29 protein-coding genes and 1 tRNA gene are annotated in these 25,666 nt (G+C 62.7%); 11 read left to right on the forward strand and 19 right to left on the reverse strand.

Going from position 1 to position 25,666, the window contains the following annotated elements; genetic code table 11:
- Positions 1–274: IS5 family transposase (locus K288_RS0133590; RefSeq protein WP_027582706.1), on the reverse strand; the 274-nt coding region annotated here is incomplete at its 3' end.
- Positions 275–691: 417 nt separating this feature from the next.
- Positions 692–1,681 (reverse strand): alpha/beta hydrolase, encoded by a 990-nt coding sequence (locus K288_RS0133595; protein WP_084799915.1) that lies wholly within the window; start codon positions 1,679–1,681, stop codon positions 692–694.
- On the opposite strand from K288_RS0133595, the gene K288_RS51105 reads away from it, so the two are divergent.
- Positions 1,680–2,513: a class I SAM-dependent methyltransferase gene (locus K288_RS51105; RefSeq protein ID WP_160169031.1), complete on the forward strand. Its 834-nt coding sequence runs from the start codon at positions 1,680–1,682 to the stop codon at positions 2,511–2,513. The genes K288_RS0133595 and K288_RS51105 overlap by 2 nt on opposite strands.
- Positions 2,514–2,603: 90 nt before the next feature.
- Here K288_RS51105 and K288_RS0133605 read toward each other — a convergent pair whose 3' ends face one another.
- The 6 genes from K288_RS0133605 to K288_RS47310 form a co-directional block, all read right to left on the reverse strand.
- The gene (locus K288_RS0133605) at positions 2,604–5,744 is read right to left on the reverse strand and encodes an adenylate/guanylate cyclase domain-containing protein (protein ID WP_152535796.1); all 3,141 of its coding nucleotides are present in this window, start codon (positions 5,742–5,744) and stop codon (positions 2,604–2,606) included.
- A gap of 65 nt (positions 5,745–5,809) precedes the next feature.
- Positions 5,810–6,997, reverse strand: a complete 1,188-nt coding sequence (locus tag K288_RS0133610; protein WP_160169032.1) for a catalase — start codon at positions 6,995–6,997, stop codon at positions 5,810–5,812.
- A gap of 131 nt (positions 6,998–7,128) precedes the next feature.
- Positions 7,129–8,550, reverse strand: coding sequence for a hypothetical protein (locus tag K288_RS47305; protein ID WP_051334877.1), 1,422 nt, complete (start codon positions 8,548–8,550; stop codon positions 7,129–7,131).
- Between the two features lie 30 nt (positions 8,551–8,580).
- Entirely contained in the window at positions 8,581–8,934 is a 354-nt protein-coding gene (locus K288_RS0133620; protein WP_160169033.1) for a hypothetical protein, read from the reverse strand.
- Complete coding sequence (locus K288_RS0133625) at positions 8,907–9,173, reverse strand: hypothetical protein (RefSeq protein ID WP_027583499.1); 267 nt, start codon at positions 9,171–9,173, stop codon at positions 8,907–8,909. Before K288_RS0133625 ends, K288_RS0133620 begins: the two co-directional genes overlap by 28 nt.
- A gap of 26 nt (positions 9,174–9,199) precedes the next feature.
- Entirely contained in the window at positions 9,200–9,802 is a 603-nt protein-coding gene (locus K288_RS47310; protein WP_043161427.1) for a hypothetical protein, read from the reverse strand.
- 381 nt (positions 9,803–10,183) lie between these two features.
- On the opposite strand from K288_RS47310, the gene K288_RS0133640 reads away from it, so the two are divergent.
- The 3 genes from K288_RS0133640 to K288_RS0133655 all read left to right on the forward strand — a co-directional run bounded on the left by K288_RS0133640 (position 10,184) and on the right by K288_RS0133655 (position 12,970).
- Positions 10,184–11,071 (forward strand): alpha/beta hydrolase, encoded by an 888-nt coding sequence (locus tag K288_RS0133640; protein WP_027583500.1) that lies wholly within the window; start codon positions 10,184–10,186, stop codon positions 11,069–11,071.
- 139 nt (positions 11,072–11,210) lie between these two features.
- Complete coding sequence (locus K288_RS0133645) at positions 11,211–11,690, forward strand: hypothetical protein (protein ID WP_027583501.1); 480 nt, start codon at positions 11,211–11,213, stop codon at positions 11,688–11,690.
- A 470-nt stretch (positions 11,691–12,160) separates the two neighbouring features.
- Positions 12,161–12,970 (forward strand): dienelactone hydrolase family protein, encoded by an 810-nt coding sequence (locus K288_RS0133655; RefSeq protein WP_244443355.1) that lies wholly within the window; start codon positions 12,161–12,163, stop codon positions 12,968–12,970.
- Here K288_RS0133655 and K288_RS0133660 read toward each other — a convergent pair.
- The gene (locus K288_RS0133660) at positions 12,945–15,113 is read right to left on the reverse strand and encodes a heavy metal translocating P-type ATPase (RefSeq protein ID WP_027583503.1); all 2,169 of its coding nucleotides are present in this window, start codon (positions 15,111–15,113) and stop codon (positions 12,945–12,947) included. The two genes, K288_RS0133655 and K288_RS0133660, sit on opposite strands and share 26 nt — an antisense overlap.
- Positions 15,114–15,179: 66 nt before the next feature.
- Between K288_RS0133660 and K288_RS0133665 the strand changes: the two genes are divergently transcribed.
- Positions 15,180–15,581, forward strand: a complete 402-nt coding sequence (locus K288_RS0133665; protein WP_027583504.1) for a helix-turn-helix domain-containing protein — start codon at positions 15,180–15,182, stop codon at positions 15,579–15,581.
- A gap of 3 nt (positions 15,582–15,584) precedes the next feature.
- Here the strand turns inward: K288_RS0133665 and K288_RS53760 are convergent, their stop codons facing one another.
- From K288_RS53760 to K288_RS49835, 3 genes are all read right to left on the reverse strand, one after another.
- Positions 15,585–15,728 carry a hypothetical protein gene (locus K288_RS53760; RefSeq protein ID WP_160169034.1) on the reverse strand — a complete coding sequence of 48 codons (144 nt, stop codon included), beginning with the start codon at positions 15,726–15,728 and terminating at the stop codon, positions 15,585–15,587.
- Positions 15,729–15,864: 136 nt separating this feature from the next.
- On the reverse strand, positions 15,865–16,383 hold the full coding sequence (locus K288_RS53765) for a hypothetical protein (RefSeq protein WP_027583505.1): 519 nt from the start codon (positions 16,381–16,383) through the stop codon (positions 15,865–15,867).
- Positions 16,384–16,513: 130 nt separating this feature from the next.
- A complete protein-coding gene (locus K288_RS49835) occupies positions 16,514–16,930 on the reverse strand; it encodes a hypothetical protein (protein ID WP_051334878.1) in 417 nt (138 codons plus the stop codon).
- A 156-nt stretch (positions 16,931–17,086) separates the two neighbouring features.
- Between K288_RS49835 and K288_RS47325 the strand changes: the two genes are divergently transcribed.
- Positions 17,087–17,323, forward strand: a complete 237-nt coding sequence (locus tag K288_RS47325) for a hypothetical protein (protein ID WP_043161407.1) — start codon at positions 17,087–17,089, stop codon at positions 17,321–17,323.
- Positions 17,320–17,487 carry a hypothetical protein gene (locus K288_RS54290; RefSeq protein ID WP_201449764.1) on the forward strand — a complete coding sequence of 56 codons (168 nt, stop codon included), beginning with the start codon at positions 17,320–17,322 and terminating at the stop codon, positions 17,485–17,487. The genes K288_RS47325 and K288_RS54290 overlap by 4 nt, the downstream gene beginning before the upstream one ends.
- A gap of 16 nt (positions 17,488–17,503) precedes the next feature.
- Here the strand turns inward: K288_RS54290 and K288_RS0133700 are convergent, their stop codons facing one another.
- Positions 17,504–18,034: a gamma carbonic anhydrase family protein gene (locus K288_RS0133700; protein WP_027583506.1), complete on the reverse strand. Its 531-nt coding sequence runs from the start codon at positions 18,032–18,034 to the stop codon at positions 17,504–17,506.
- Between the two features lie 78 nt (positions 18,035–18,112).
- Positions 18,113–18,442, reverse strand: a complete 330-nt coding sequence (locus tag K288_RS0133705) for a hypothetical protein (RefSeq protein ID WP_027583507.1) — start codon at positions 18,440–18,442, stop codon at positions 18,113–18,115.
- A 219-nt stretch (positions 18,443–18,661) separates the two neighbouring features.
- Here K288_RS0133705 and K288_RS0133710 point away from each other — a divergent pair, with 219 nt between their 5' ends.
- On the forward strand, positions 18,662–19,372 hold the full coding sequence (locus tag K288_RS0133710; protein WP_027583508.1) for a hypothetical protein: 711 nt from the start codon (positions 18,662–18,664) through the stop codon (positions 19,370–19,372).
- Positions 19,373–19,488: 116 nt separating this feature from the next.
- Here K288_RS0133710 and K288_RS0133715 read toward each other — a convergent pair whose 3' ends face one another.
- The 4 genes from K288_RS0133715 to K288_RS0133730 form a co-directional block, all read right to left on the reverse strand.
- Entirely contained in the window at positions 19,489–19,701 is a 213-nt protein-coding gene (locus K288_RS0133715; RefSeq protein ID WP_027583509.1) for a DUF3126 family protein, read from the reverse strand.
- 126 nt (positions 19,702–19,827) lie between these two features.
- Positions 19,828–20,655 carry a serine O-acetyltransferase gene (gene cysE / locus K288_RS0133720; RefSeq protein WP_027583510.1) on the reverse strand — a complete coding sequence of 276 codons (828 nt, stop codon included), beginning with the start codon at positions 20,653–20,655 and terminating at the stop codon, positions 19,828–19,830.
- 250 nt (positions 20,656–20,905) lie between these two features.
- Positions 20,906–21,658: an alpha/beta fold hydrolase gene (locus tag K288_RS47330; protein WP_043161410.1), complete on the reverse strand. Its 753-nt coding sequence runs from the start codon at positions 21,656–21,658 to the stop codon at positions 20,906–20,908.
- Between the two features lie 59 nt (positions 21,659–21,717).
- Positions 21,718–22,830 carry a hypothetical protein gene (locus K288_RS0133730; protein ID WP_244443354.1) on the reverse strand — a complete coding sequence of 371 codons (1,113 nt, stop codon included), beginning with the start codon at positions 22,828–22,830 and terminating at the stop codon, positions 21,718–21,720.
- A gap of 271 nt (positions 22,831–23,101) precedes the next feature.
- On the opposite strand from K288_RS0133730, the gene K288_RS0133735 reads away from it, so the two are divergent.
- Positions 23,102–23,347, forward strand: a complete 246-nt coding sequence (locus K288_RS0133735; RefSeq protein WP_021077734.1) for a zinc-finger domain-containing protein — start codon at positions 23,102–23,104, stop codon at positions 23,345–23,347.
- Positions 23,348–23,368: 21 nt separating this feature from the next.
- Positions 23,369–24,568, forward strand: coding sequence for an FAD-dependent monooxygenase (locus K288_RS0133740; RefSeq protein ID WP_027583512.1), 1,200 nt, complete (start codon positions 23,369–23,371; stop codon positions 24,566–24,568).
- Between the two features lie 18 nt (positions 24,569–24,586).
- Here the strand turns inward: K288_RS0133740 and K288_RS0133745 are convergent, their stop codons facing one another.
- Positions 24,587–25,009: a hypothetical protein gene (locus K288_RS0133745; protein ID WP_027583513.1), complete on the reverse strand. Its 423-nt coding sequence runs from the start codon at positions 25,007–25,009 to the stop codon at positions 24,587–24,589.
- Positions 25,010–25,228: 219 nt separating this feature from the next.
- Here K288_RS0133745 and K288_RS0133750 point away from each other — a divergent pair.
- Positions 25,229–25,315 (forward strand) — tRNA-Leu (locus K288_RS0133750).
- Positions 25,316–25,666: the final 351 nt, after the last annotated feature.

Consider the following 25,666-nt stretch of genomic DNA (forward strand, 5'->3'; position numbering starts at 1 on the left):
CGAAGTCCGGATCATCCGCCAGCGCTTCGAACATACCTAGCCAGACCCCCTTGGCGCTCCACCGGCTGAAACGTCGGAAGACGCTGTTCCATTCGCCGAACGCTTCGGGCAGATCACGCCACGGCGAACCGGTTCGCACGATCCATAACACGCCCTCGACAAACATCCGGTTGTCGCGGCCTGTCGAACCACGCTGGTCCGGCCGACCGATGATCAAGCCGGAGATACGGTCCCATTGCCTGTCGCTCAGAACGAGCCGATCCGTAACGCCCAAGGCTTCCTCCTAAAAGAAAGCCTTGAATCACGTTCCATCTGATTTGAGAATCCCAAGAGTCCACACAGCCTAGCTCGGACGCGCAAAAAGCCCAAATCGGCGCCACGCCAAACCGTTCTGGCCGGCGGCGGCGCGTCAAAAAACGCTTGCTCAATCTGAGCTTGCGTCGGAACGACTCAATCTTAGCTTGTAAGCCCGCAATACATATCTTGCAGAATTCGCCACAACCATGGCGCTAGATCGGACCGCTCGGCTTTTCTCGATGGCTGTTGCGGCCGAGTTACGCAGTGGACAGTAATGCTGACCAATTGCGGAACCTTCGACCGCGCCTTGCTTCGACGAGCGCCGTCCACGAGTCCGGGGTCATCCGTCGGTGGCTACAAACGTCGTGTCGTTCGCCGGGCAAAAACCTTCTCGCTAACGCAGCATCTCGACCTTCGCGACGTGCTCACCGATGAGCCTCGCGACATCCGTCGCATGGGTCGCGGTCATGAAATGACTCGCGCCGGGAACGGTCACCAGCGACGATCCGGAGACTGCGTCACTCAGCACTTCGGCGACGCGCCGAACAGCTGGATGACCGCGCTCACCTCGCACGAAGAGACTTGGCGTGGTGATGCCCGCATAGGCAACGAGCGGCACATCGCAAGACCACGCCGACGACCAGTCGAGAAGATTCGTCGGCGTGGTGGCAACGATGTAGTCCCGGGTCCGGGATGGAAGCGCATCAAAGCTGCCCTCGCCGCCGTAGAAGTCGATCACGCTCCGGGCTGCCAACCGTTCTCCGTTGCCATAAGAGCGGGCATAGGCGTCGCTCATCGCGCGCACCTGTTCATACAGTTCGAGATCGCCGGAGCGGCGAAGCAGACTGAACGGAGTCGCCTCGATCAAGGTCAGGCTTGCGACTTTGGTCCGGTCGCGGAGGGCGGTCGCCAGACACACGGTGCCACCGTACGAATGCCCCACGAGGTGGACAACGCTGTTGGTGTGCTGGATGACGGCCTCGATGACATCGACCTCCCGTTCGATCGAAACGTCATCCGGCGTCCGGCGCTCCTCGGTTTCGCCGTAGCCGAGCAAGCTCGTTGTCACCGCGCGATATCCCTCTCCCAACAGGGAGATCACATCACGCCACAGCGCTCCCGTACTCCACGAGCCGGGTACGAAAAGAACGGTTGGCCCCGATCCTTGCTCGCGGTAGTCGATCCGTCCAGCAGGATATTCGATCATGGCTGCCCTCGATCGGTACGGTGGACGTGATATAGATCGATAACGATACCACGAGCCGAACGAAAGCCACAGGTCCACAAGCGCCGCTCCCTGTTTTGCTCGTCGCCATTTGCTGTTTTGATGCCTAATCTGATTGCGAAGATTGGCGTGGCCGCGAGCCATGGAGGCAAGTTTCATGAGCGATGCAACTTCACAGACCGTCTATTTCTATAATCGTCACCCCATCTCATGCGAAATCATCCTTGCGAAACTACGCGCAAGCCGTGGCCATCTCGACGGCTTGCGTCCTGAAGAGCTCTTTCCCCATGACCAAGATCATTATGGCGGCCTCGCCGCTACAGATGAATTGGCGCGAGGAGCGCAGGTCAGCAATGGATCGCGCGTAGCCGATTTCTGCGCGGGACTTGGTGGCACGGTGCGCTATCTGGCTCACAAATACGGAGCCGACGTCACTGGCATCGAATTGACGCCAGCGCGCGTCTCAGGCGCACAGGAGTTAACAAGACGCGTTGGCCTTCACGGTACTGCTCGGATTGTCCAGGGCAACGTGATGGACGTGCCGCTTCCTGACGCGAGCATCGACGCTGTCGTCAGCCAAGAAGCATTTTGCCACGTTCCTGATGTGAAGAGAGCGGTTGCCGAAGCTTTTCGTATTCTGAGGACAGATGGCCGATTGGCATTCACAGATTGGATAGCCAATCAGCCGCTTGCCGCTGTTGACGCGCAATTAATGTGGGAAGGAATGGCTATCCAGCCTCTTCGGTCGATCCCCGAATATCGCAGTCTGGTCGAAAGCGCTGGCCTTAGAGTGATTTCGATAAAGGATTTGACGGAAGAATGGGGACCAATTCTGAAGGAACGACTGGCAATGTATCAACTGCTGCGTGAAGAAGCCCGACAGGCTGGCACCCCAATGGGGCACGATGCATTCCACAACTCCTACATCCGATTTGTTGACCTCATTCAAGAGCGCAAGATGGGCGGCGTCAGGATAGTGGCCACGAAGTAGCAAGCGCGTGATTGAGGAACGCCGCGCGGTACCGACGCTGCTCGCCCGCGCGGACGAGATGATCGCGCTCTGATTTTATGGATTTTCGCCTTAGCTCAATTGCTGCAGCAACTCATCCGCCTGTCGCAGATCGGCCGATGTTTCGGCAGAGGCGAATTTCGCGCGCGCTGATGCGAGCACGTCTCGTGCGGCGGTCAGGCTGCGCCGGCCATTGTTTCTGCTGATGAGGAGGCGCGCCAGGTCGATTGCGGTGCGCAATTCCCAGCCGGCGGCTTCGAGTTTCTTCGCATAGGCCAGCGAGCGCCTGAACAGGCGGATGGCGGTGGCGTCGTCGCGATGCGGCTCGGCGCACAGCAGCGAGCCGTGGATCCGGTAGATCTCGGGGGCCAGCCAGCGTTCGCCGGTCTGCTTGATCACGGACTCGGCAGACGTCACCAGCGCAAGCGCCCTGTCCTTCTGCCCGATCCTGCCGAACTCCGTGGCCAGCAGGGCCTTATAGAGCGGGATCTGAATGCATCGATTCTCGGCTGGCAGTCTGCCGATCAGGCTGTTCAACTTCTCAAGCACGACGGGCGCTGGACCTCGCGCTGCCAGCGCCGAGGTCGCCCATAACGGACCGATGACCTGGTACATCGGATAACCGTAGTCCCCGGCGACCTTCATACCGTGTTCGACGCAGGCCAGATTGGATGCAAGGTCTCCTTCATACCAGTGGTCGCCGACGCCAAGGATGTGGGCGAGCGCGATCATAAAGGGATGGCCGATCTCGTTGGCAAGCCGCCTTGCGGATTCACAGCACTCCCTGGCCCGATTGGGCCGGCCGAGCAGCCATTCGATGTGTCCGGAATAGACGAGCGCAACGACCAGGGGATCGTGCTGATAGGTCTGAACCAGCTTGCCGTGCTCACGCGGATTGTAGCGCGCCTCAATCGCGACCGCCAATTCGTGTGCTTCCTTCAGACGGCCGGTGAAGAAATTGACGATCAGCGCCGCGGTCGACGCCATCAGGATGGCCTCACCGTCGCCCCACTCCTCGGCTCGCCGGATGAAATCCCGCGAATGCTCGAGCACCTTGGTGAGTTCGCAATTGACCAGCTTGGCCACCGCAACACCCCAAAGGACGGCGGTCTTCTCGCGGATCGTGCCATAGCTGCCGGACAGCTTCAGCGCCCGGTGATAGGGCTCGTAGACGTTCGGATCGGACCACCCGGCAATGGCCGTGTATGCCATCGCAAGGTTGGACTGCAGCGCGATTTCGGCCTCGTAGCGGCGCGACGAAGCGGGCAGCTTCGACAACAGAGAGAGGCCCTCGCGCAGATGCGCCACCGCCTCCTTGGTGGCCGATCGGCTGAGCGCCGACTTGCCCGCCTGCAGCCAGGCATCGATGGCTTCCGGAATGCTTTCGGCCTGCGCGTAATGATAGCCCAGGACGGCGGGATCGCTGCTCTCGCCGATGTCGGCCTGCTGACGCAGCCAGGATGCTGCGCGCGCATGCAGCTTGCGCCGATCCTCCTTCAGCAGCGAGGAGTAGGCCGCCTCCTGGATCATCGCGTGCCTGAAGGCGTACAGCGTGCCTTCCTGTTCGCTGATGCGATACACGATCCCGGCCCGCTCCAGAGCCTCAAGTGCTGATAACAGCGACTCGTCCTGGTCCGGAAGCAGGCTGAACATGCTCCGATAGTCGAACTGCCGTCCGAACACGGAGGCGACCTGGGCGACGCGCTTGGCGGTGCCCAACCGGTCAAGACGCTCCATCAGGGAATCGTGGACACTTGCCGGCACCAGCGGCCCGGGCAATTTGCCGTGGTCGGTGGCGCTCTCGATTGCCCCGGAATCCACCATCGCCCGCGTGAACTCCTCGATGAAGAGCGGCACGCCGTCGGTTCTCTCGACGATCTGGTTTGTGATCCGCGGAAGAACCTCGATGCCGGCAACGGCGGCCACCATTCGCTCGCATTCGGCCGCGGCCAGTTTTTGCAGAGCGATGCGCTTGACGCTCGGACCCGACAGCCAGCCGGCCTCGTAGTCGTCGCGATGCGTGACCAGATACAGGACGCGCTCGCGCGCGCAGCGAGCGATCACCCGCGAAAGGAGGTCGACGCTCGTCGGATCGATCCACTGGACATCCTCGACGATGAACAGGACCGGCTTCCTTCGCGACGCCGCAACCAGAACCTCGATTATCACCTGGAAGGCACGCGCACGCTCGGAAGGAGAACGGAGATCGGCAGGCTCGTATCCTTCGCACATCGGGATCGACAGCAGCGACCCGTAATAGGGAAGCGCCTGCCCGACATCGAAACCGGCTCTCCCCAGCAGATGACGCAATTTTGCCAGCGACAGCCGCGGGTCGTCGCTTTCGTGGATGCCGGTCGCGCGCTTCAGTCGCTCGATTTCCGGTGCAAGCGGCGTGTTGACGTGAAACGGCGAGCACTGGACCGAGAGAACATCAACCACAGACCGATCAAGCGAGCTTCGAAACTCGCGGATCAGGCGCGACTTGCCGATGCCCGGTTCGCCGGAGATGACGCCGACGCGTCCCGCTCCGCCGAGGCTCTGCTCCCACAACTCGACCAGCAGTGCGCGTTCATCGTATCGATTGATCATCGGCGGCAGCGGCAAGGTTCGCGCGCGGTCGAACCGGCTTTCGCCCGGCGAAACGCCGTTCACGCGCCAAGCCTCGGCCGGCTCCTCGACGCCCTTCAGCCGGCGCTTGCCGAGCGGCTCGCAATCGAACATGCCGCGGATCAACTCATAGGTCCCCGAACCGATGACCACCGCATTCTCGCCGGCGAGACCTTGAAGGCGGGCCGCGACATGCACCGAGCTGCCGAACACTTCCCGCCGCTCGGAGGGCTCGCCCGGCACACTTCCCACGACCACCGGACCGGTGTTGACCCCGATCCTCACCCGCAGCCGGAGGAAGCTGCCGTCCGACATCTGGAATTCCCGCTCCTTGATGGCGGCCGTGATGGCGAGCGAGGCGCGCACCGCGCGCTCGGGATCGTTTTCGTGCGCCTGCGGCACGCCGAAATAGGCCAGCAGTCCGTCGCCGATCATTCTGGCGATGTGACCGCCATAGCGGCAAATCTGCTCGTTGCAGAGATCGCGATAGGTCCGGATGACCGCGAAGAACTCCTCGGGATCGATCCGCTCGCTCAGCGGCGTCGAGCCGATGAGATCGACAAACACGACAGTAAGCTGTCGGCGCTCAGCCTGCAGCCCTGCCATCTCCGCGTTTGGCAGCGCCGCAATCAGCCGAGGTCCATCAAATCGATCCGCTTTAGTCTGCCCGCTCAAGGTCCGACCATGTTGAGCTTCCGCCTTACCTGGAGGGACGCCAGGTACACGGCAAGCCGCATCCGATTGATGCTACCGAGAGGCCGATGCTGCTGCAAGCAATTCCACGGGTTGAACATCATGCGTTCGCCGTCGAAAACCCGATCAGGCGTCAGGAAATTCTGCCTTGGAATCCTGATCTGTCCGATCGACACGGTGCGGTCCAGCGGGCGGGTCCATTGAAGAAGCGCATCCTCGGCGTCCTCCGGTCCAGCCGAATTCCGCACGTGCACCGAGAAATCGAACACGACGTCATCTCCAGGTGGAGACGGGGTGAGATCGCGCAGCATCGCATCCTGGAGAAACTTCTCCGACAGCGATCCGAAAAGGAGACTCCACCACGACGGGGCGTCATCCTGACGCTGCACCGGACCGACGACATAGCGCACGACATGATCCTCGCCCAGCAAATAGGGCGACATGCTGTGATAGGTCGCAGTGAGCGGATTGCCGATCCTGACCAGAGCGGTGCGAACGAACGTGTAGAACTGGCGGTGATTGCGAATGGCAAACACGATCCATTTGAGGAGCCGGTTGGACTTTTCGCGCCGGGTCCCGCTCGGCGCCGCAACGGCTTCCATCAACTCGGAATAATCGACCACATTCTTGCAGAAGAACACCGGGAAGCTGCTCAGCAGGAAATCGTGCTCGCCGGCCGGCGTTCTGCCGGGCTCGAGACCACCCAGAATGGAGTCGCCCGCGACATCGCGGAGCTTGATGGACATGCCGCGGCCATCGGGCTTGCGGTCGCTCTGTGGCTGGCCCTGTCCGTTGGAGAACCGGACAATCGTCGGGTAGCGGGCGCCCGGTCGAAACAGCGGTGTCGAGAACTCTGCCGGAAGATCGTCGCGGACGATGAACTCCGCATCGACGCAACCATGGGCCTTGGCGTGCTGGTCGCGCATCGCACAGGCGGAAGGGTCCGACGCCTTCATGTCGCAGTAGTTCTTGATGACCAGGTTTGCGGCAATACGCGCCATGTTGGCGATGAGGGTTGCCTCGCCCGGCACGGCGCGCTCGAATTTCGTCAGCGGCATCGGCCGGTCCTGCAGCTCCAGCGCCTTCGTGAGCTCTTCGTATCTTGTCGGCGTCGCCTCTGAAGTCCGCGCCGGCGCGGCAGCGGGTTGCGCGATGCTGCGGGCCATTTGCCAGAACCGCTGGACGTCCCCAAACACGCGGAACGACCGAACGATCGAATCTTCGCGCGCCGCTTGCGCGAAAGAAACCGCCCCGCTTCGACGGCGGCCGCGCAGCCATCGTTGGATCGTGTCCCGATTCATGCGACGTCAACCCGGCCGGACGCCAGCAGACCGAGCGCGGCGAGGCTCGGAACGAAGAAATAGTCGCCGCCCTTGGTCGTCACGAAACGCGGGATGTCAAAGCATATGAACGGGCGTCGCCCGCTGGCTTCGTCGCCCGGGATCATCATTTGCGCGCTTCCACGACCGCCGATGGTTGGACGATTACCGGCGATCGGGTCGGTGTCGTTGCCCTGCTCGAAATCGTCGCCGAAATTCATCCATTTCTGCTGCACGAACTCGAACTGGTCGAATCCGGAATTGAGCCCAATGAAAATGATGCCGCGCTTTTCCTGGCTCGCCGCTTCCTTCTCCTGGCCCGGTGGCAAGTATTTTCCATAGGCGATGCCGCGCCGGATCAAGCGGTGCCGGCTCATCGTCTTGCCGCCGAAGCCAAACGCGTCGCGCGGGTTGGCGCGCCGCACATGCGCGCCAAGCGGACACCGTGCGCCTGCGGGATCGCCGGCATAGCCGAATGTATTGCGCGTATCGCTACCGGGTCGGTCAGGATATTCGACCAGCGAGGATCCATCCTGCCATCGCCCCATCATCTTGGCGGCGAGAAATTTCTGCGGGCTGACGCCATCCGGCAGACCACCGGGAATGGCTCGAACAAATGCGTCCGCCTGAGCATCAAGATAGCGACGGAAACGAACGACATCCTGCTCCAATTTGCGGAACACAAGATAAGTCGCATCGTGCGCGAGAAGATGCGGCAGCGGCATGGGCGCCAGTTCACCGCCCTCACCCGGGTGGCCGAGAAGAAACTCCCCAAGCGGAATCTTGCGAAATCGCCCTTCCTCATCAGGATTGCCAACGTCCTGACGGTCCCTGCCACTGTCGTCCGGCACGCCCTCGATCGCGGGATTGCTCAAGCCGTCGAGGAAGCCGAAGTGCTCCTTGCGGGTCTGTTCGCCGTTGATTTGCAGCAGCCCCGCCGGCTGACTGTACTTCAATTCCTGCACGCCAATCGGCAGCAGATCCCTGAGCCGTTGACAGTGCGCTTCCAGAGCGACGTCTGTGCGGCCGTAGATCGAGATCAGCATATGAACGCGATGCGTCTTCCAGGGATCCTCCCAGTTCTCCGGTGAACTTTCGTCGATGTCACCGAGCTCGTTCGCACGACGTTTCATGCCCTCCTGAAACTCACAAGGAAACGTGGCGAGACTTTCCGTAGGCAGGCCAAGGGCGCGGAGGCCTTCAAAGGTGAAGGCGATATTGAGGGTGGCGTCCGGCTTTGCGCGCCACAGTGCCGGCGTGATCGCGCCGGTCTGGAGAAGGCGCAAGATGAACGCCCTGGCATCGTCGGCGTTCTGGATCTCGAAGAACAAGAACTCCGCGCGCGGAAACGACGCGTAGCCGCGAAGAATATTGCCTTGAATATTGGTAAGGTTGAGCATCGCCAGACCCCTGCTCTGATCGTTGCGTACTCACAACTCTCCCGGGGACGGCCTCTCGTTTTGGAGACCCTCCCACATTTGCCTGAACTCTCGTTGAAGCACGTCGGGAGGCCGTGGATTGGTTTGAACAAGCTTGACGAACTCGCCGAGGCGGCGTCGGCACAGCAGTGCCATCAAAATCTCGTTTACGCTCGCCTCAGGCTGGTCCGCCAGAAACAGGGTGGTCGTGAGTTGGCACCGCTCGAAATATTCGGAGAGCAGATCGCGCCGATCGACACCCGGGAAGCCAAGGCAGCGTCCCCAAATAGTCGTCACTTCGTTCGGGATATTGCCGGCCAGGGCCTGGACCAAAGGATCTACGCTCTCGCCATCGAATTCGCACATGAACACCAGATAGTCCGACTTGAGCCATCGAACTTCGCCGGCGTGCCTTGATAGGCGAGCCGGTCGACAATGAACATTCGCGCCATGTGGATGATCGGCACATGGCTGAGAGGCGAGCCGCGCGGATAGGTTTGCGGGTCATCCAGCGTGCGCAGGAACGCACGCAGATCGTCCGATTGATTGGTTGCAATTGGAAACAGGCCTGTGAAGCCGTACTTCTCACCGTTTTGATTCGCCACGTCGCGAACTCCGTTCGACTGGCCTGCTACACTGGTCCAAACGTACCGAGCTTGTTCTGCACGCTGATCAGCAAGCGATCGAACTCGACCGCAAATCGTTCGGGTGACAGACCGCTTGAGCTCTGAAAAAGCTTTTCGACTTCGTTGCGCAACTCGAGTGCTGAGCGCACATCGCGCACGGATGCGCCCGGATACGCGCTGTAGGAATGATCCGACTCGACCTGGTTGCGCTGGATGTAGGCCTTGAGCGGCCCGACCGGACGGGCGAAGGGATATCCCACGCTCCAGAACCAGACGAGGTCGAGCGGTTTGTAGAGCACGTCGGCGAAGGCTTCGATGTAAGGTCCCCAGGGACCGTTGAACGTGCTCAGAAAGAACAAATAATCGTAGTGCAAATCTTCCGCCGGCTGGCTGTCGCTCACCCGCGGAAAGCTGTCGCGCTTGACGACAACCCAGTGAACGAAGGGCAGAAACGCCAGCTCCTTCGCCGTGACCTGGGTCGATTTGAAGCGATCGAAGATAACCAGCAGCAGCCCGACGACAAAGGTGCCGAACCGCGTCATCGGCGTTATCACATTGAAAGTAACGGCCTTGCCTAATCCATACTGATTACGCGCGCGATCAGCCATGCAATGTCTCGCCATCAATAAAGTGGACTCGGCGAGACACGCCGGCTCGCGCCCACCTGGATAATAATACCTTTGAAAATAGTACAACGTCAGGTAAAAACGTTACTACTATTATCGAAAGTCCCTGCTTCGTCCAGTGCAATGAATGTTGTCGTGCACTACTGACTCTCGCACATCCGGCATGCGTTGCTAATGCCGAGCAGCATCACAGGTCTGTCATACAGCTGAACATCCATGTGATCGCGCGCGTGAGCGATCGTCTGCGCGCGATGATGTGGGCGATCATGCCACCGGTTTCGGATGCTGTTTTGGCGGGCAACTTTTCCGGCGTTGGCGCGACCAACCATTGAGGTGGTCCTGACAGGGCACAGGAAACAAGCCGTGACAGCCAATGAAATCGACGCCATTCGCGCGCTGCTCGCATCAAAGCCGCGGCCGATCGGATGGACCGAGCGGCGCGAACGTCTCGACGAAGTGGGTTCGGTCTGGCCGGTGGCCGATGACGTGAAGCTCCAAACAGTCGATTGCGACGGCGTGCCCGGCGAATGGTCGCTTGCGCCAGGCAGCGAGCCATCACGCGTGCTGCTCTATTTCCACGGTGGCGGCTACTGCTCCGGATCGCTTCTGAGCCACCGCCGGTTGGTCAGCGAAGCCGGGCGCGCCGCGCGTGTTCGAACGCTCGCCATCGATTACCGCCGCGCGCCGGAGCACCCCTATCCGGCCGCGCATGAGGATGCGGTGCGGGCCTGGCACTTCCTGCGCGGGCAAGACATTCCGGCGCATTGCATCGCCGTCGGTGGCGACAGCGCCGGCGGCAACCTTGCGCTGGGACTGATCGGCCGTCTGCTGCAAGAGGGTGCGGGCTTGCCCGGCTGCGCCTGGCTGATCTCGCCATGGACCGATCTCACGATGTCCGGCGCAACCCTTGAGGCCAAGGACGCCGTCGACCCGATCATCCACAAGACCTATCTGGAGGAGCTCGCGGACGCCTATGTGCCTGACACCATCGATCGCAGCTCACCGCTCGTCTCGCCCTTGTTTGGCGATTTCGCCGGCTATCCCCCGATGCTGATCCAGGTCGGATCGGCTGAGACGCTGCTGGCGGATGCCACGCGGCTCGCCGCGGCGGCCGGCGCCGCCGATGTTGAGGTGACGCTGGAGATCTGGCCCCACATGATCCACGCATGGCCGATGTGGAATGCGAAGCTCAGCGCCGGCCGCCACGCGCTGTCCAACGCAGGGCAATTCATCCGCGCCCGCCTTACATAGCTCGTCGAGCGATCCAAAAATCTCGATTTCGCAGGTTTTTAAGGCCAATGCGTCCCAATACGGAACAAATCACGGGGGTTTTAGGCCCGCAGAGGTTGTGGTATTCGGAACCTTTAGAATTAGTCCGGTTTGGTGTCGAATGATGGACCTCACCCCCGGGAATTCCAGCAGCCCCCTGCGCATCGGTGTGCAACCGATCGCGGTCACCGCAGTCGGGCTGTTTCTGGTCCTGTTCGGAATCGGCGCGATTGCGCTGTACCGGGTCTATACCGGCACGTCGCCGGAGTCCGATCGTCTCATCGCCAGCCGGCAATTACAGGCCCGCACCGCCCAGGTGTCCGAGCAACTCGTCGAGAAAACCAAGGGATTGGAGGCGACCCAGCAGGAATCCATCGACCAGCTCCAGATGGTGCAGGACCAGTTGCAGACCATGCGCCGGATGCTCGCATCCCAGCAGGCCGATACCAAGAAGCTGTCCGAACAGGTCACGGCACTGACCGAGGCGGTCGAGGGCCTAAGACAATCCTTCGCCAGCGCCCAGGCCAATGAGCCCGCGGCCGAACCTGTCCGCAAACGATCGCGGGCGCAGGCGAGTCGCAGCGGACGCCGGCGCCGCTGAGTCGGTCGTAAATCACCGCAAGACCCCTGCTACCAGAGCATGTCCGCCCTCGCTGCCGAATCCCGATAGAGTTTTTTTCGCGAACTTTGTGAACTGGTTCACATTCGGGAACCTATTTCCGAGGCATGGTGCCGCCTACCGGATGGCGTGAGCCGATTTCAATATCCGGGGCTGGCAAGGTCGTTGGCGGTATACTGCGTCAACGGCCTTGTTCTTTTACAGGCCCTGCCTCCGCCGCAGCCGCCCGCTTTTCACCGACAGCTTGGCAGCCTCTCAGGCTGGTGACTTGCCATCGGCAGGCTTTGCTTGCTGAATGCCGCCGCTTTTGAAGCCGGTCCCGCCGAATCCCAGATCGGGGTCGTTGGTTTGCAAGTCATTTTGAAATGAGGCCCCGCATGCGCGCTGAATCCCTGCCCACCCCGGATGTCATCGGACTGACAAAAACCGCCCCCTTCTCGCGTCGCGGCTTCATGACGGCTTCGGCCGCCATCGCGGCCGGCTACACGCTCGCCGCGGGTCCAGTGCGGGCCGATGTGATCAAGACCGATACCGCCGGCCTCACTGCGGGCGATGCCAAGATCAAGGTTGGCGATGGCGAGATGCCTGCGTATTTCGCGCGGCCGGCCGGCGTCAGCAATCCGCCGGTGATCCTGGTGGCGATGGAGATTTTCGGCCTGCACGAATACGTCAAGGATGTGACGCGCCGGCTCGCCAAACTCGGCGCATTCGCGGTGGCGCCCGACTATTATTTCCGCAAAGGCGACCTCACCAAGATCACCGACATCCAGCAGCTCGTGCCGCTCGTGAACGCCAAGCCGGACGCGGAACTCCTGTCCGATCTTGACGCCACCGTGGCCTGGGCGAAGTCGCAGGGCGGCGACACTTCCCGCCTCGGCATCGTCGGCTTCTGCCGTGGCGGGCGCACGGTCTGGGAATATGCCGCCCACAACAGCGCGCTGAAGGCCGGCGCCGCCTTCTACGGTCCGCCGGTCGACCCGCAGAATCCGGCCTGGCCGAAGAGCCCGATGCAGCTTGCGCCCGAGATGAAGGCGCCGGTGATCGGCTTCTATGGCGAAGCCGACACCGGCATCCCGGTCTCGCAGGTGGAGGCGCTCAAGGCGGCGCTCGCCGAGAACAAGAAGACCGCAGAGTTCAAGATCTATCCCGGCGCCCCGCACGGCTTCCATGCCGACTATCGCGCGAGCTATCGCAAGGAAGCCGCCGAAGACGCGTGGGCGCAGATGCAGGCCTGGTTCAAGAAGTACGGCGTGCTGAGCTGAGGCGCGCGCTGCCGCCTGCAAAGCGGTGTGCCAGCAGGCGCAGCGCGTTGGCGGTGACGAGCACGGTGGCGCCGGTATCGGCGAGGATGGCCATCCACAAGGTGGTCACGCCGAACAATGTGGTGGCAAGGAACAGCGCCTTGAGGCCGAGCGCGATCATGATGTTCTGCCAGATGTTGCCGAGCGTTGCTCGCGAGAGGGCGATCAGCTCGGCAACGCCAACAACGCGGTTCTTGAGCAGGGCCGCGTCCGCGGTCTCAAGCGCCACGTCCGTTCCGCCGCCCATGGCGATGCCGACCGAAGCCGCAGCAAGCGCCGGGGCATCGTTGATGCCGTCGCCGACCATAGCAATCGGACTGGCTTCCTTGAGCCGCTCGATCTCCGCGAGCTTGGCGTCGGGCAGAAGCCCGGCGCGAGCCTCAAGCCCGAGCTGACCGGCGATCGCATCAGCGGTGCGGGCATTGTCGCCGGTCAGCATGATCGTGCGGAGACCACGATCCGTCAGCCGTTTGACGCCTTCATGCGCATCCTCCCGCGGCTCGTCGCGCAGCGCGATCAGCCCCTCGACCGCTTTACCGGACAGCAGGACTACCACCGTCTTGCCCTCGCCTTCGAGCGCACTGATCTTTTCGACGACGCCGGGACCGACGCTCGCTTGCTCGCTCGCGAAGCGGGGCGAACCGACCGAAGCGAAGCCGCTTTTCAGACGTGCCGTCACCGCTTTGCCAGGCGTCACGACACCGCCTCCGAAGGTGGCGGGAAGCTCCAGCCCGCGCTTCTCGGCTTCCTCGATGATGGCGTGTCCTAGAGGGTGACTGGTGCTGCGTTCGACCGCCGCCGCCTTGGCCAGAACCGCGTCCTCGTCCACACCGATCGAGACGACATCCGTCACCTGCGGACGACCGCGCGTGAGTGTGCCCGTCTTGTCGAAGGCGATCGTCCTGACCTTACCCAGCGTCTCGAGCGCCGCTCCGCCCTTGATCAGCAATCCCTGCCGGGCGCCGGAGGCGAGTCCGGATGCGATGGCCGCCGGGGTGGAGATCACCAATGCGCAGGGACAGGCGATCAGCAACGTGGCGAGGCCCCGGTAGATCCAGGTCATCCAGTCACCACCGAAGACGAGCGGCGGGATCAGGACGACAAGTAGCGCGACGAGCATGGCGCCGGGCGTGTACCACCGGCTGAAGCGGTCGATCATGCGTGCCGTCGGCGCTTTCGACTCCTGCGCTTGCTCCACCAGGTGGATGATGCGGGCAATGGTGTTGTCGGCAGCGACATGCACGATCTCGACACGCAGCTCGCCATTGGCATTGATGCTGCCGGCATACACGTTCGAGCCGATTTCCTTGAAAATGGGGACGGACTCGCCGGTCACTGGTGACTCGTCGACCTCCGACGAGCCATCAATCACGGTGCCGTCCGAGGGCACGCGGTCACCGGGGCGAACCACCACGACATCGCCGACCGCGAGATCATCGACCGGGACCTCCTCGACATCGAGTGATGCCCCGCGCTGACGTCTGGCATTGCGTGGCACAAGATCGATCAACGCCTCGATCCCGGCCCGCGCGCGGCGGGCTGCAACCGTCTCGAGCAGTTCGCCAACCGCGAACAGGAAAACGACGACGGCAGCCTCCTCGGCTTCGCCGATGGCAATCGCACCGAGTGCTGCTGCCGTCATGAGGGTCTCGATGGTAAAGGGCGAGCCCGACGAGGCGCCGGCAAGCGCACGCCGTGCAAAAGGCAGGACACTGACAACAGCCGCCACCGAATAGAGCCAACGCTCCAACCCTGGAAACAGGCTAGCAAGCACGAACGCCAGTGCGAACAGGACGCCAGCGCCGAGAACGAGCCGGCCCTTGGCTCCTTGCCACAGGGGTTGCCATTCCTGCTTCCGCGGCGGCTTCTCTCCCAACGCCGACGACGTGCCGGCCGGCTTATAGCCCAACGCCCTGACCTTCTCCTCGATGAGGCGCGGAGCCGTGCGATCCTCGTCGAGCCGAAAGGCGAGCGTTCCGGTCGTGAAGCTGACCTCTATGTCGGTGACACCCGGCAGCCGCCGCATCGCGCTCTCGATCTTGAGCGCACACGCTGCGCAATCCATTCCATCGATCTGCAACTTGTAGAAATTGGCGGTCGCCACAACGTCACCTCGACGAGTTCGATGTAGCGTCCTATATGCAGCCTGTAGCAACTACAGGGTCAAGGCATGAGCGGCGGTAGTTTGACGATAGGCGAGCTCGCACGACTGACCGGAACCAAGGTCGAAACCGTCAGGTACTACGAGCGGATTGGGATTCTTGAGGCGCCAGTGCGGACGGCCGGCAACTACCGGGCCTATGCAGCCGAAGACCGGAACCGTCTGAGTTTCATCCGCCGCTCACGGGACCTTGGCTTTTCGCTCAATCAGGTTCGGGCGCTTCTCGACCTGTCCGACGATCGAGATCGTCCCTGCGGAGCCGTCGATGCGATCGCGAGGGAACATCTGTCGGAGGTCGACCGCAAGATCAGGGATTTGCAGGCGCTCCGACGCGAACTCAGCAGGATGATCGATCAATGCCACTGCGGCACGGTCGCTGACTGCCGGATCATTGGGGCCCTCTCGCCCTGAACTCTAGCCGAGGCGATCGCGATTGCGATGCGGCTTGGCCAATTGCCGTTCGACTTCCCAGAACATCAGGACAAAGGCGGCGCCCAGGCCGACGACGATGCCGAGGAAGACGAAGGTGAAGGCGGCGGTGGTGAGTGTGTTCAGCATTTCGAAATCACTGCAATCGACGTACCAGCCCCTTGCAGAAATGATGCAGCCTCGATGCTGAAAACACCGAGGCTGCATCCATCTTCCCGATGAATTTCGCGGCAGCGCCTCGTGTTCGCTGCAGCATCGGTTGAGATCAATCGCAGACGTCAACCGACCTGACGCGCCAGCCATATGACGTCAAGACGCGCTGCTGGGCGACGTAGCAGCCGCCGTAGCCGGAATTGTCGTAGTAGCCGTAGTAGGGATCGCCGTAGTCGTAATCGTCGTACGGCCAGCCGCCATAGAGCCCGTAGCCGAGCCCCACACCGACCGCTGCGGCAGCGAACGGAAATCCACGACGATAACCCCAGCCACCGCCACGGTAGCCAAAACCCGGACGGTAAAAGCCGCCACGAAACGCGCCCGAACGGAAGCCACCAGCGCCGATCGCGGCCGAACGGAAACCACCACCTCCGCCGAACGCTGCGCCGCGGAAGCCACCGCCCCCGAAACCGCCGCCGCGGAAGCCACCAAAACCGCCACCATGGAAGCCGCCGCCAAAGCCGCCCCCACGAAAACCGCCGCCGCCAAAACCGCCGCGAGCGGACGCCGTATCTATCGTCAAAATTGCAAGCGAGGCTACCGCCAGCAAGGCAACCATCGTTTTACGCAACATCACCGCCTCCATTGCGGCCTGCCAATACCGACGCGCCCTGCGCCAGCCATCGCAGGCACTTCTTGCAATCTAGAGGGAGTTCCGGCGGGAAGCCTGAATAATCTGCTCACTTCTACGCGACTGTGCGTCAGCAGCCTTTGCAGATGCCCTTCACCTTGCGGTCGATGGTCTGATCCTCCTGGTCAATCGCGCGGTCCTCGTCAGTCCGCGTGCCCAATGCGGAGCCGGTGGTTGCGCTGCCTCCGGAGGATTGTGCGGTGCCGGCGCTGTTGGTGCCGGCCGGCGGCGGGTTCGCCACGCCCGTTGTGGTCCCTGCGGTGGAGCCGCTGCCCAGGCCCGCACCTGTGGCCGTGCGCGGCGCGCCAGGGTTGCTGGTGCTCGGCGCAGACGTGCCGGCAGCGCTGCCCGCACTGGTACCTCCGCCTGCCCCACCTCCACCTGCTCCGCCGCCGCCCCCACCGCCCTGCGCAAGCGACAGCGAAGGCGCGGTGAGAACCGCACAAGCGGCGATCAGAATCGCGGTGGCTTTCCTGTTGTAGGTCATAGGCTTCTCCTTTTATCTCGCAACGACAGGCGAAGCCGGTTTGTTCCCCGGCGGAACCAACGGCGTTGGCGGCCATTGGGCCTGGAGCTTCGGTTCTGATTGAACTTGCTAGGCGAACCGGTATCCACTTCGCTCTAAAGCGAGCACGGTGCTGCGATGCGCAAACTGATCGCGTTCGACGAGGATACGTTCGACAAGCTCAAGCAACTCGGGCGCGACCGGATGGCGACGTTTCAGGAATTGGCCGACGAAGCGTTCGCGGACCTGCTCAAGAAGCACGGCATTCCGATCGATCTGCGCGACGCATTACGCAAGAGCGCCGCGCAATCGAAAAACGATACCGCCAAGTCGCAAAGCAATTCGCCAAAGCCCAGGAAAGGACGTCACCCATGACGACAGACCCGGATCCGTTCGAGCAGGGGCAGCAAGCGGCGCGCGAAAACATTCCAGCCGAGGCCAATCCCTATCCCGACGGCAGCGAACAACATGCGCTGTGGGCCGCGGGCCATGAGCAGGTGGCTTCGGCGACGGAGGCAAACGAATCCGAAGATACGTGACGGCCACTTGGGCCCTTCAACCGATCTTGCGGAGGCCCTTTTTGAAGCGCGGCCCGTTGAGCTGATAGAACTTCGCCGCACTGCCCATCTTCGCGACCTGCGCAGGATCCAGCGTCCGGATCACGCGCGCCGGCGAGCCGATGATCAGCGAGTGCGGCGGAAACTCCTTGCCCTCGGTGATGACCGAGCCCGCGCCGACGATGCTCTCGCGGCCGATACGCGCACCGTTCATCACGATCGATCCCATGCCGACCAAGGCGCCGTCTTCCAGCGTGCAGCCGTGCAGGATCACGTTGTGGCCGACGGTGACGTTCTTGCCGATCACGAGCGGAAAGCCGAGGTCGGTATGGCAGGTGGAATTGTCCTGGATGTTGGAGCCTTCGCCGACCTCGATCCACTCGTTGTCGCCGCGCAACACCGCGCCGAACCACACGCTGGCGCCGCTGAGCAGGCGCACTTTGCCGATCACGGCAGCGGTTTCCGCGATGAAATAATTGCCGTCGGCCGGCAGATCGGGCCCCTGCCCGTCCAGTTCATAGATAGCCATGGATGTCTCCTCTTTGGAGGCGACATTGCACAGTGGTCAGAGGCTTTTCAAGCGAGCGATACGGGTGAAAGGCGGCGTTCAGACCAACACGCCGGCAGCACGCAGCGTCATCAAGAAGAAGGTGCCGGACATCAGGCTCCAGAAGCCGGCAATGATGGTCGCCATCATCACGAATTCGAAACGGCGGCGCTCGATCCTGGCGCCGCGCAGCGTGTTGCGCATGATGATGAAGGGCGCGGCGAACACCAGAAACGGCACCGCGGCGAAAGTCCTTGGCGCCGCCCCTTCCTGCAAGAGGCCGAAGCCGGCCGGCCGTTGCGCCATCGCCTGATAGCCGCTGGTGAGTGCGCCGGCGAGCGCGAAGCCGAGGCAAAGGGCAAAGAACGAGTTCAGCGCATCGGGCGACATTGCAGACTTCCGCTACTCAACAGACCGCGCGCTTCCTTTGGCAAAATTGCCGCTCCGCCGCTACATCATCCTTAAGAAAGGGTTAACATGGGCGCGGCGCCGCTACGTTTGCGCATGGCTCACCGCTTGTCGGATTGCTGAAATCATACGGAAGTCGGCCGGCGCGTGGCATATTCGCGGGATGATTCGGTATTACGCGAACCAATCCCTTCTCGCTCGATGACATTGCTCTCGACGGCACAGCACCTTGCGCGCGACACGCGGAGGAATCCGGGTGCCCATATCCTCCCGATCCTGATCGCAGCCGCCCTCGCCTGCAGCGCGATCGCGCTGGTCACCTATCTGTTGTGGCCGACCTGGACCACGGTGCCCCTCAGCGATCCGACGCGGCTTCCGGTCAGCGTCGGCGGCACGCTGTTCAACGTGCCGACGGCGGCGGTGCGCATGAAGATCCAGCGCCACTCGGGCGCGCAGGAGCGCGTCGATCTGAGCTTTGCCTATCCCTCGCTCGAACCACCGGCGCCGCAGAAGCATGTCAGCGCCGAGACGGTCGAAGACAAGGTGCAGCCGATTGACAGGATATTCCTCTCGATCGCGGCGCATCACGATCAGCTTGCCCCCGACACCCGCGTGAGCACGATCTACCCGCGCTATCTCGATCAGTCGGCAAGCACTGACGACAGCCTGACGATGCGCGCCTTCCGCGACGGCTCGCCCTATGGCGGCGAGGATTTATTCACGGCGACGTCGCCAACCTTCAGCGCCCGCTGCACGCGCGACGCGCCGACGCCCGGCATGTGCCTGAGCGAACGCCGCATCGACGGCGCCGACTTCATTTATCGCTTTCCGCGAAGCTGGCTCGCACAATGGCGCAATATCGCCGGCGCGATGGACCGCCTTACGACGCAGTTACGCGACCCGAAGGGGTAATGGTGATTTGGCAGGGTGGGCAAAGCGAAGCGTGCCCACCTTTCTTGCACCGCCCGTGGATGGTGGGCACGCTTCGCTTTGCCCACCCTACGGACCACAGACCGGCGCAGGTCTAGCTACTCAGCCAGATCTTCTTCGAGGATCGCCATCTGGAACTGGAACGAGCGGTCGTCATCTTCATCGTCGACGAAGAGGACACCGACGAATTCCTCGCCGATATAGACTTCGGCCGAGTCGTCTTTCTTGGGCCGCGGCACGACGCGGATCTTCGGATTGCCGAAGACGCGTTTGAGATATGCGTCAAGCTTCCTGACTTCCTGAACGTCCACGGGCGATCTCCAATCGATGATTTTCGGACGGCGTTTTAGGACGGGATGGCGGCAATCGCCAGAGCCTTTTCGGCTCTGGCACAATCTAATATTTGCAATCGAAACGATCGCGAAATACGAGTGAAATCAAAGTCCGATGGCGTTGAGCATCTGATCCATGGTGCGCGACGGCTCGGCGCAGCCAGCTTCGCCCACGATTTTCGCCGGCACGCCCGCAACCGTGACATTGTGCGGTACCGGCTTGACGACGACCGAGCCCGCGGCGATGCGCGCGCAATGACCGACCTCGATATTGCCAAGGATCTTGGCGCCAGCGCCGATCATCACGCCATGGCGAATCTTCGGATGGCGATCCTCGTTCTCCTTGCCGGTGCCGCCGAGGGTAACGCCATGCAGGATCGAGACGTCGTCGTCGATGACGGCGGTCTCGCCGCAGACAAAGCCGGTGGCGTGGTCGAGGAAGACGCCGCGGCCGATCTTGGCGGCCGGATTGATGTCGGTCTGGAATACTTCCGAGGAGCGGCTCTGCAGGTAGAAGGCAAAATCCCTGCGGCCCTTCAGATGGAGCCAGTGCGCGAGCCGATGCGTCTGCAGCGCGTGGAAGCCCTTGAAGTAGAGCAAGGGATCGATGAAGCGCGACGTCGCGGGATCGCGGTCGTAGACGGCGACGAGATCGGCGCGGAAGGCGTTGCCGAGGTCAGGCTCATCGCGCAACGCCTCGTCATAGGTCTGGCGGATCAGATCGCCCGACAGCGCCGAGTGGTCGAGCCGTTCGGCCAGCCGATGCACGATCGAATCTTCAAGCCGCTCGTGATGCAGCACCGCGGAATAAATGAAGGTTGCAAGCTCCGGCTCGCGGCGAACAATCTCCTCGGCCTCGCCCCTGATCCGGTCCCAAATCGGATCGAGCGCGGCGAGCTTGCCGCCTTGCGGATTGACCTGATGCACTGCCATGGCTGGCCTCGCCTGATTTTGCCGAGCCTGATCCGTTCGGAAAACCGGTCCCCACTTTTCCGGATCATGCCCCAGTTTCGGTGTGCGCTATAGCACGGTTAAGCGACGCTTGTCCCCATGCGGTTCGGCAACGGATCAGCGTCGCTTGACCGCCATGCGGAGACGTCACATCCAATTGGTCGGGATTTGCCGGAAATCAAGCGGGCTAAAGTTCGATTTCCGTAGAAGAACATTCTCCTGGCGTAGAAGATCATTCTCTTTGCGCCAGGAAGTCGATCACTCCGGTCTTGTAGACCTTGTCGCCCACCGCCCGCATATGATCGCGGTTGGGGATAGGAAGCACCTGCGACTGCGGGATGACGCGGCCGAGCGCTTCGGCCGAACCCGCGATCTCATCATTGCTGCCGACCGCGATCAGGACAGGCACGTCGATGTCGGCAGCCTCCTGCCGTGTCATCAGCCGCCTCGAGCCGCGCAGGCAGGCGGCGAGCGCGCGACGGTCGGAGCGGGTCTGGTCGGCAAAGGCACGGAAGGTGCGGCCGACCGGATCGGTAACATCCTCCAGCGACGGCGCCTCCAGCGCCACCGCGACATTCTCCCCGGGACCGCCGCCATCGATCAGGCCGATGCCGATACCGCCGAGAATCGCCGAGCGCAGCCGTTGCGGCTCGTTGTGTGCCAGCACCGCCGCCATCCGCGAGCCCAGCGAATAACCCATGATATCCGCGCGCGGGATGCCAAGGTGATCCATCAGCGCGATCACATCGCTTGCCATGGTGGCGATATCGTATTGCGCGGGATCGTAGAGCTTGGCGGACTCGCCGTGGCCGCGATTGTCCAGCGCGATCACCCGGCGGCCGTCCTTGCGCAGGTCCGAGACCCAGCCGGGATACACCCAATTGACGTTCTTGCTCGAGGCAAAGCCGTGCACGAGGAAAATCGGATCGCCCTCACCTTCGTCGAGATAGGCAATCTCAACAGCGCCGTGATGAAAGCTCGGCATCGCGTCTTCCGTTGTTCGAGTGATTTCTTGGATTGGCGACCGGTAGACGATCGCGCAGCTTAGTCGCAGGCGGTAGCGCCCGCCACCGCAACCTCGGATGGCGCTCCTGCCATCGCGAGCTGTTTCCGCAGGCGCCGCGCCTTGTTCCGCCGCAGCCATGCCAGCGTCAGGCGTTCGGTGGTCGCCTTGATCGAGGACAGGAAGCCGAACAGCGTCAGCAGCGCGCCGAACAGCCACACCGTGAGGTTGAACGTGCCGGCTGCGAGCAGCAGCGCACCGCGGCCGAACAGTTTCAGGATCGCGCGGGTCTGGCTGCCCTTTGCTTCCGCCAGCCGCGCAGCACGCGCGATATCCTTCGGCCCCTCCGCGATCTTGAGCGTGTCCAGCGCGCCGCGGGTGCCGGCCTTCTCGCCAATGCGCCCGACATCCTTGGCTAGGCGGACCAGGGCTCCGGCCTTTTCCACGCGGAACGCCGCCTTGATCGCGCCCATCGTTTGGCCCGGACGAAGCACGGAAGCCGAAGCCACGGCCTCCTGCAGCATCGGCCCATCCACGACTTCGCGCGCCGAACGACCGGCCCAGGCCGAAAGTCTCTCACTGATCCGGCCGACCTTGCGCGCATCCTTGACCAGCGACAGCCCGGCGCGCACCGGCGCGACACCGCCGACCGAGACGTAGGTCGCAGCGGTCACCGCAAGGCCGGCGGCGGCAAGGCCAAGAATGAGGTGGTCGGTGTCTTCGCCCATCGCCAAATGCTTGCCCTCGCGCACGACATCCCTGATATCGCCGAACACGAAGAGATCACCCGCGACCGTGCCGGACAGGCTCGCAAGGTCGTCCGCGGTGCCGGTGACGAGACCGGTGGCAAAGCGCTTGGCGACATGCGAGGTGGAGCTCGCTTCCGCAACTGCATCGTTCACGCGCGTGGTCAGGCCATCGTCGATCGCGACGTTCTTCTCGCGCGCGAGTTCGAGAAAGCTGCTCGCGAGATCGGCATCGCCTGCGGCCAGCGCCTGTTCGATATTCTGTTCGATCAGGAGCTGGTTATTCCGCAAGGCAGAACTGATCTGGAGGTCGGCCAGTTGCGCGGGCTCGTCCTGCGCGGCCAGCATGGCATAGGCGTCGCTGGCACGCGGCCATAGCGCGGCGCCAACAGCGATGCTCAGCAGCATGCCTGCCACCCCTAAACTGACCCCCGCTCGCTTCATCCAATAAAACCCAGGGTTTTGCTCAACTTGGAAATAGTGTGCCGTTTTTAAGACACAACAGCCCCGACGAAAGAAGGGCTTCTCTGGGACGACAAGATTGTGTCGAATTTGCATGAGCAAATGGATGGTCGGGGCCCTAGGAATCAACTCCACCCGCCAGTATGGTGCCGGGCATTTCGCAGTGCCGCATCGCGTTGATTGCGTCCGTCCGCCATTTCCATCCAAGGTGAAGAGTATGTCCGACCACGTCGTCCCGCACTTCCATAACGATGCCGGCGTCTCGGTGATCGAGATCGGCTCGCAGGAATTCATGTGCGTGGGCGCGAACCCGCCGTTCGACCATCCGCACGTGTTCCTCGATCTCGGCAATGACAACGAGATCATCTGTCCTTACTGCTCGACGCTCTATCGTTTCGCGCCCGACCTCGCCGCCGGCGAAGCGCGCCCGCCCGAATGCGTGCTGAAGGATAAAGTCGCCTGACTATTCGTGGCTGATTGATTCGTGGCGATCACGCGCACCGTCGTCGTTGCAGGTGCCGGGATCGGAGGACTGACAGCTTCGCTGGCGCTCGCGGCCAAAGGCTTTCGTGTCGTCATCCTGGAAAAGGCGCCGCAACTCGAAGAAGTCGGCGCCGGGCTGCAGCTTTCGCCCAATGCGAGCAGCATCCTGGTCGGTCTCGGCCTCGAACCGCGGCTGGCCCCGCGCGCGGTGACGCCGGACGCGATCAGCGTCATCAGCACGCGCGCCGGTGGCGAGATCGCCCGCCTGCCGCTCGGCAAGGCCGCGAGCAGGCGCGCCGGCTCACCCTATTGGGTGATGCACCGCGCCGATCTGCAGCGAGCGTTGCAGGCAGAGGTTGAGGAACATCCCGACATCGAACTCCGGCTGGGCTGGCAGTTCGAGGATGTCGCTGATAATGCCAGGGGATTGATGGTGGCCGCGCGGTGCGGCGAGGCGCGGCAGCATGAGTTGGCGGCGGCGCTGATCGGGGCCGACGGCATCTGGTCGTCGGTGCGCGCCCGCCTGTTCCCGAAACTGCGGCCACAGTTTTCCGGCCTGATCGCCTGGCGCGGCACGCTCGATGCGAAGGCGCTGCCACGCGAATATACCACGCCGCGCGTGCAACTCTGGATGGGACCGAACGCGCATCTGGTCGCCTATCCGATCGCCGCGGCGCGACGGATCAACGTGGTCGCGATCGTGGCGGGAACCTGGAACCCACGGGGCTGGAGCGAGACCGGCGATGCCGGCGAGATCAAGAACGCGTTCTCCGCGCATTGGCCCGACACCGCACGGATGTTGATCGGCGCGGTCGACGAATGGCGGCGCTGGGCGCTGTTCACGATGCCCGAGGTCAGCGAATGGAGCGCAGGCGCGGTCGCCCTGCTCGGCGACGCCGTGCATGGGATGCTGCCCTTTGCTGCGCAAGGCGCCGGCATGGCGATCGAGGATGCCGCCGTGCTTGCCAATTGCCTCTCTGGCTGCAGCGGCGAGGACATTTCCGGCATTCCCGCTGCGCTGAGGCGCTACACCAGACTGCGCCGCGGGCGCGTCGATCGGGTGCGGCGCACCGCGCAGCGACAGGGGCGCATCTATCACCTCACGGGCCCGATGGCGCTGGCGCGCGATCTCGTCATCCAAGCGATGGGCCCGGAGCGCATGCTGGCGCGACAGGACTGGATCTATGATTGGCGGGTGTGATTCAATCAGAACCGAGCTCTAGCGCGCTGACGAACGCGCGCCTCTGGCGGGCCCAGGCGGCACCGGTGGCACGATCGGCGCCGGCGCCGCTACGATCGTCTCGTGGCACTTGTTGCGCCGCCAGTTCTCGTCGGCGAGCTTCTGCTGGGCACGCACCGAGACGTAATCGTTGCGGTAGGCCACCTCCGCCACCACGGCGCCGCCGACGCCGGTCTCCGCCTTCGACATCAGCCCCTGCAATTCCGCCGCGCGCGACGCCAGCACCGTGCGCTCCGTCTCGAGCTGCTTGCAGTCGTAAAGATCGTACTTGGCGGGATCGACGAAGGCCGGACTGAGCGTCTCGCCCATCTGGGCGCAGCCGCAAAGCAAGCCGCCAAGCGCAAGCAGCGCGGCGGTCACGGCCGCGCGTAACGGCAGGTGGCGGAAGGTACTGATCGACATGGCGCCTTGGTAAACGGTTAAGTGTTGAGATTGGCTAAAGCAGCGGGAAATGTCCGGATTGAGGCTGGCGCGGGGCGGATGGGTACCGTGCGACGGGCGCCCGCAAGACTTCGCGTCGTCGCGTCCCACGTTAAACTGTTGAAATGACATGTATTCGGCGACAATTATCCTGTTTCCACTTCGTCATCAAACGCGCTAGATATCCCTCTCCCGACGAACGCGGACGTGGCGGAATTGGTAGACGCAAGGGACTTAAAATCCCTCGATGGCAACGTCGTGTGGGTTCGAGTCCCACCGCCCGCACCACTTTTCTTTGTCGTTCTTCGACAACAACGCGCCCTTGTCGAGCGGGGCCTGTGCCGGCTGCGAGTCAACCTCGTCCATGCTATTGTTGACGCATGGCTCCTAACAAATCACCTCCGAAGAAGACCAGGGCGTCCGGCTTTGTCATAGGCAGCGCGCGCTTCAGGAAGATAAGTGCCGTGGAGGGAATTCACTATTCCCACGACATGAAAGGCAGCAGCAGAGCTATATCGACGAGCAAGGCTCTCACCCCTGAGGAGCGCCGAGAGATAATTATAAAGGCCTATCGCAAATCGTAGCCTCGGATGTATGACGAGACGCTGAAGAGTTCGCGGCGTTCGAAGCGGAAGCCCG

It is taken from the genome of Bradyrhizobium sp. Ai1a-2 (assembly GCF_000426245.1).
Classification (GTDB): Bacteria; Pseudomonadota; Alphaproteobacteria; order Rhizobiales; family Xanthobacteraceae; genus Bradyrhizobium.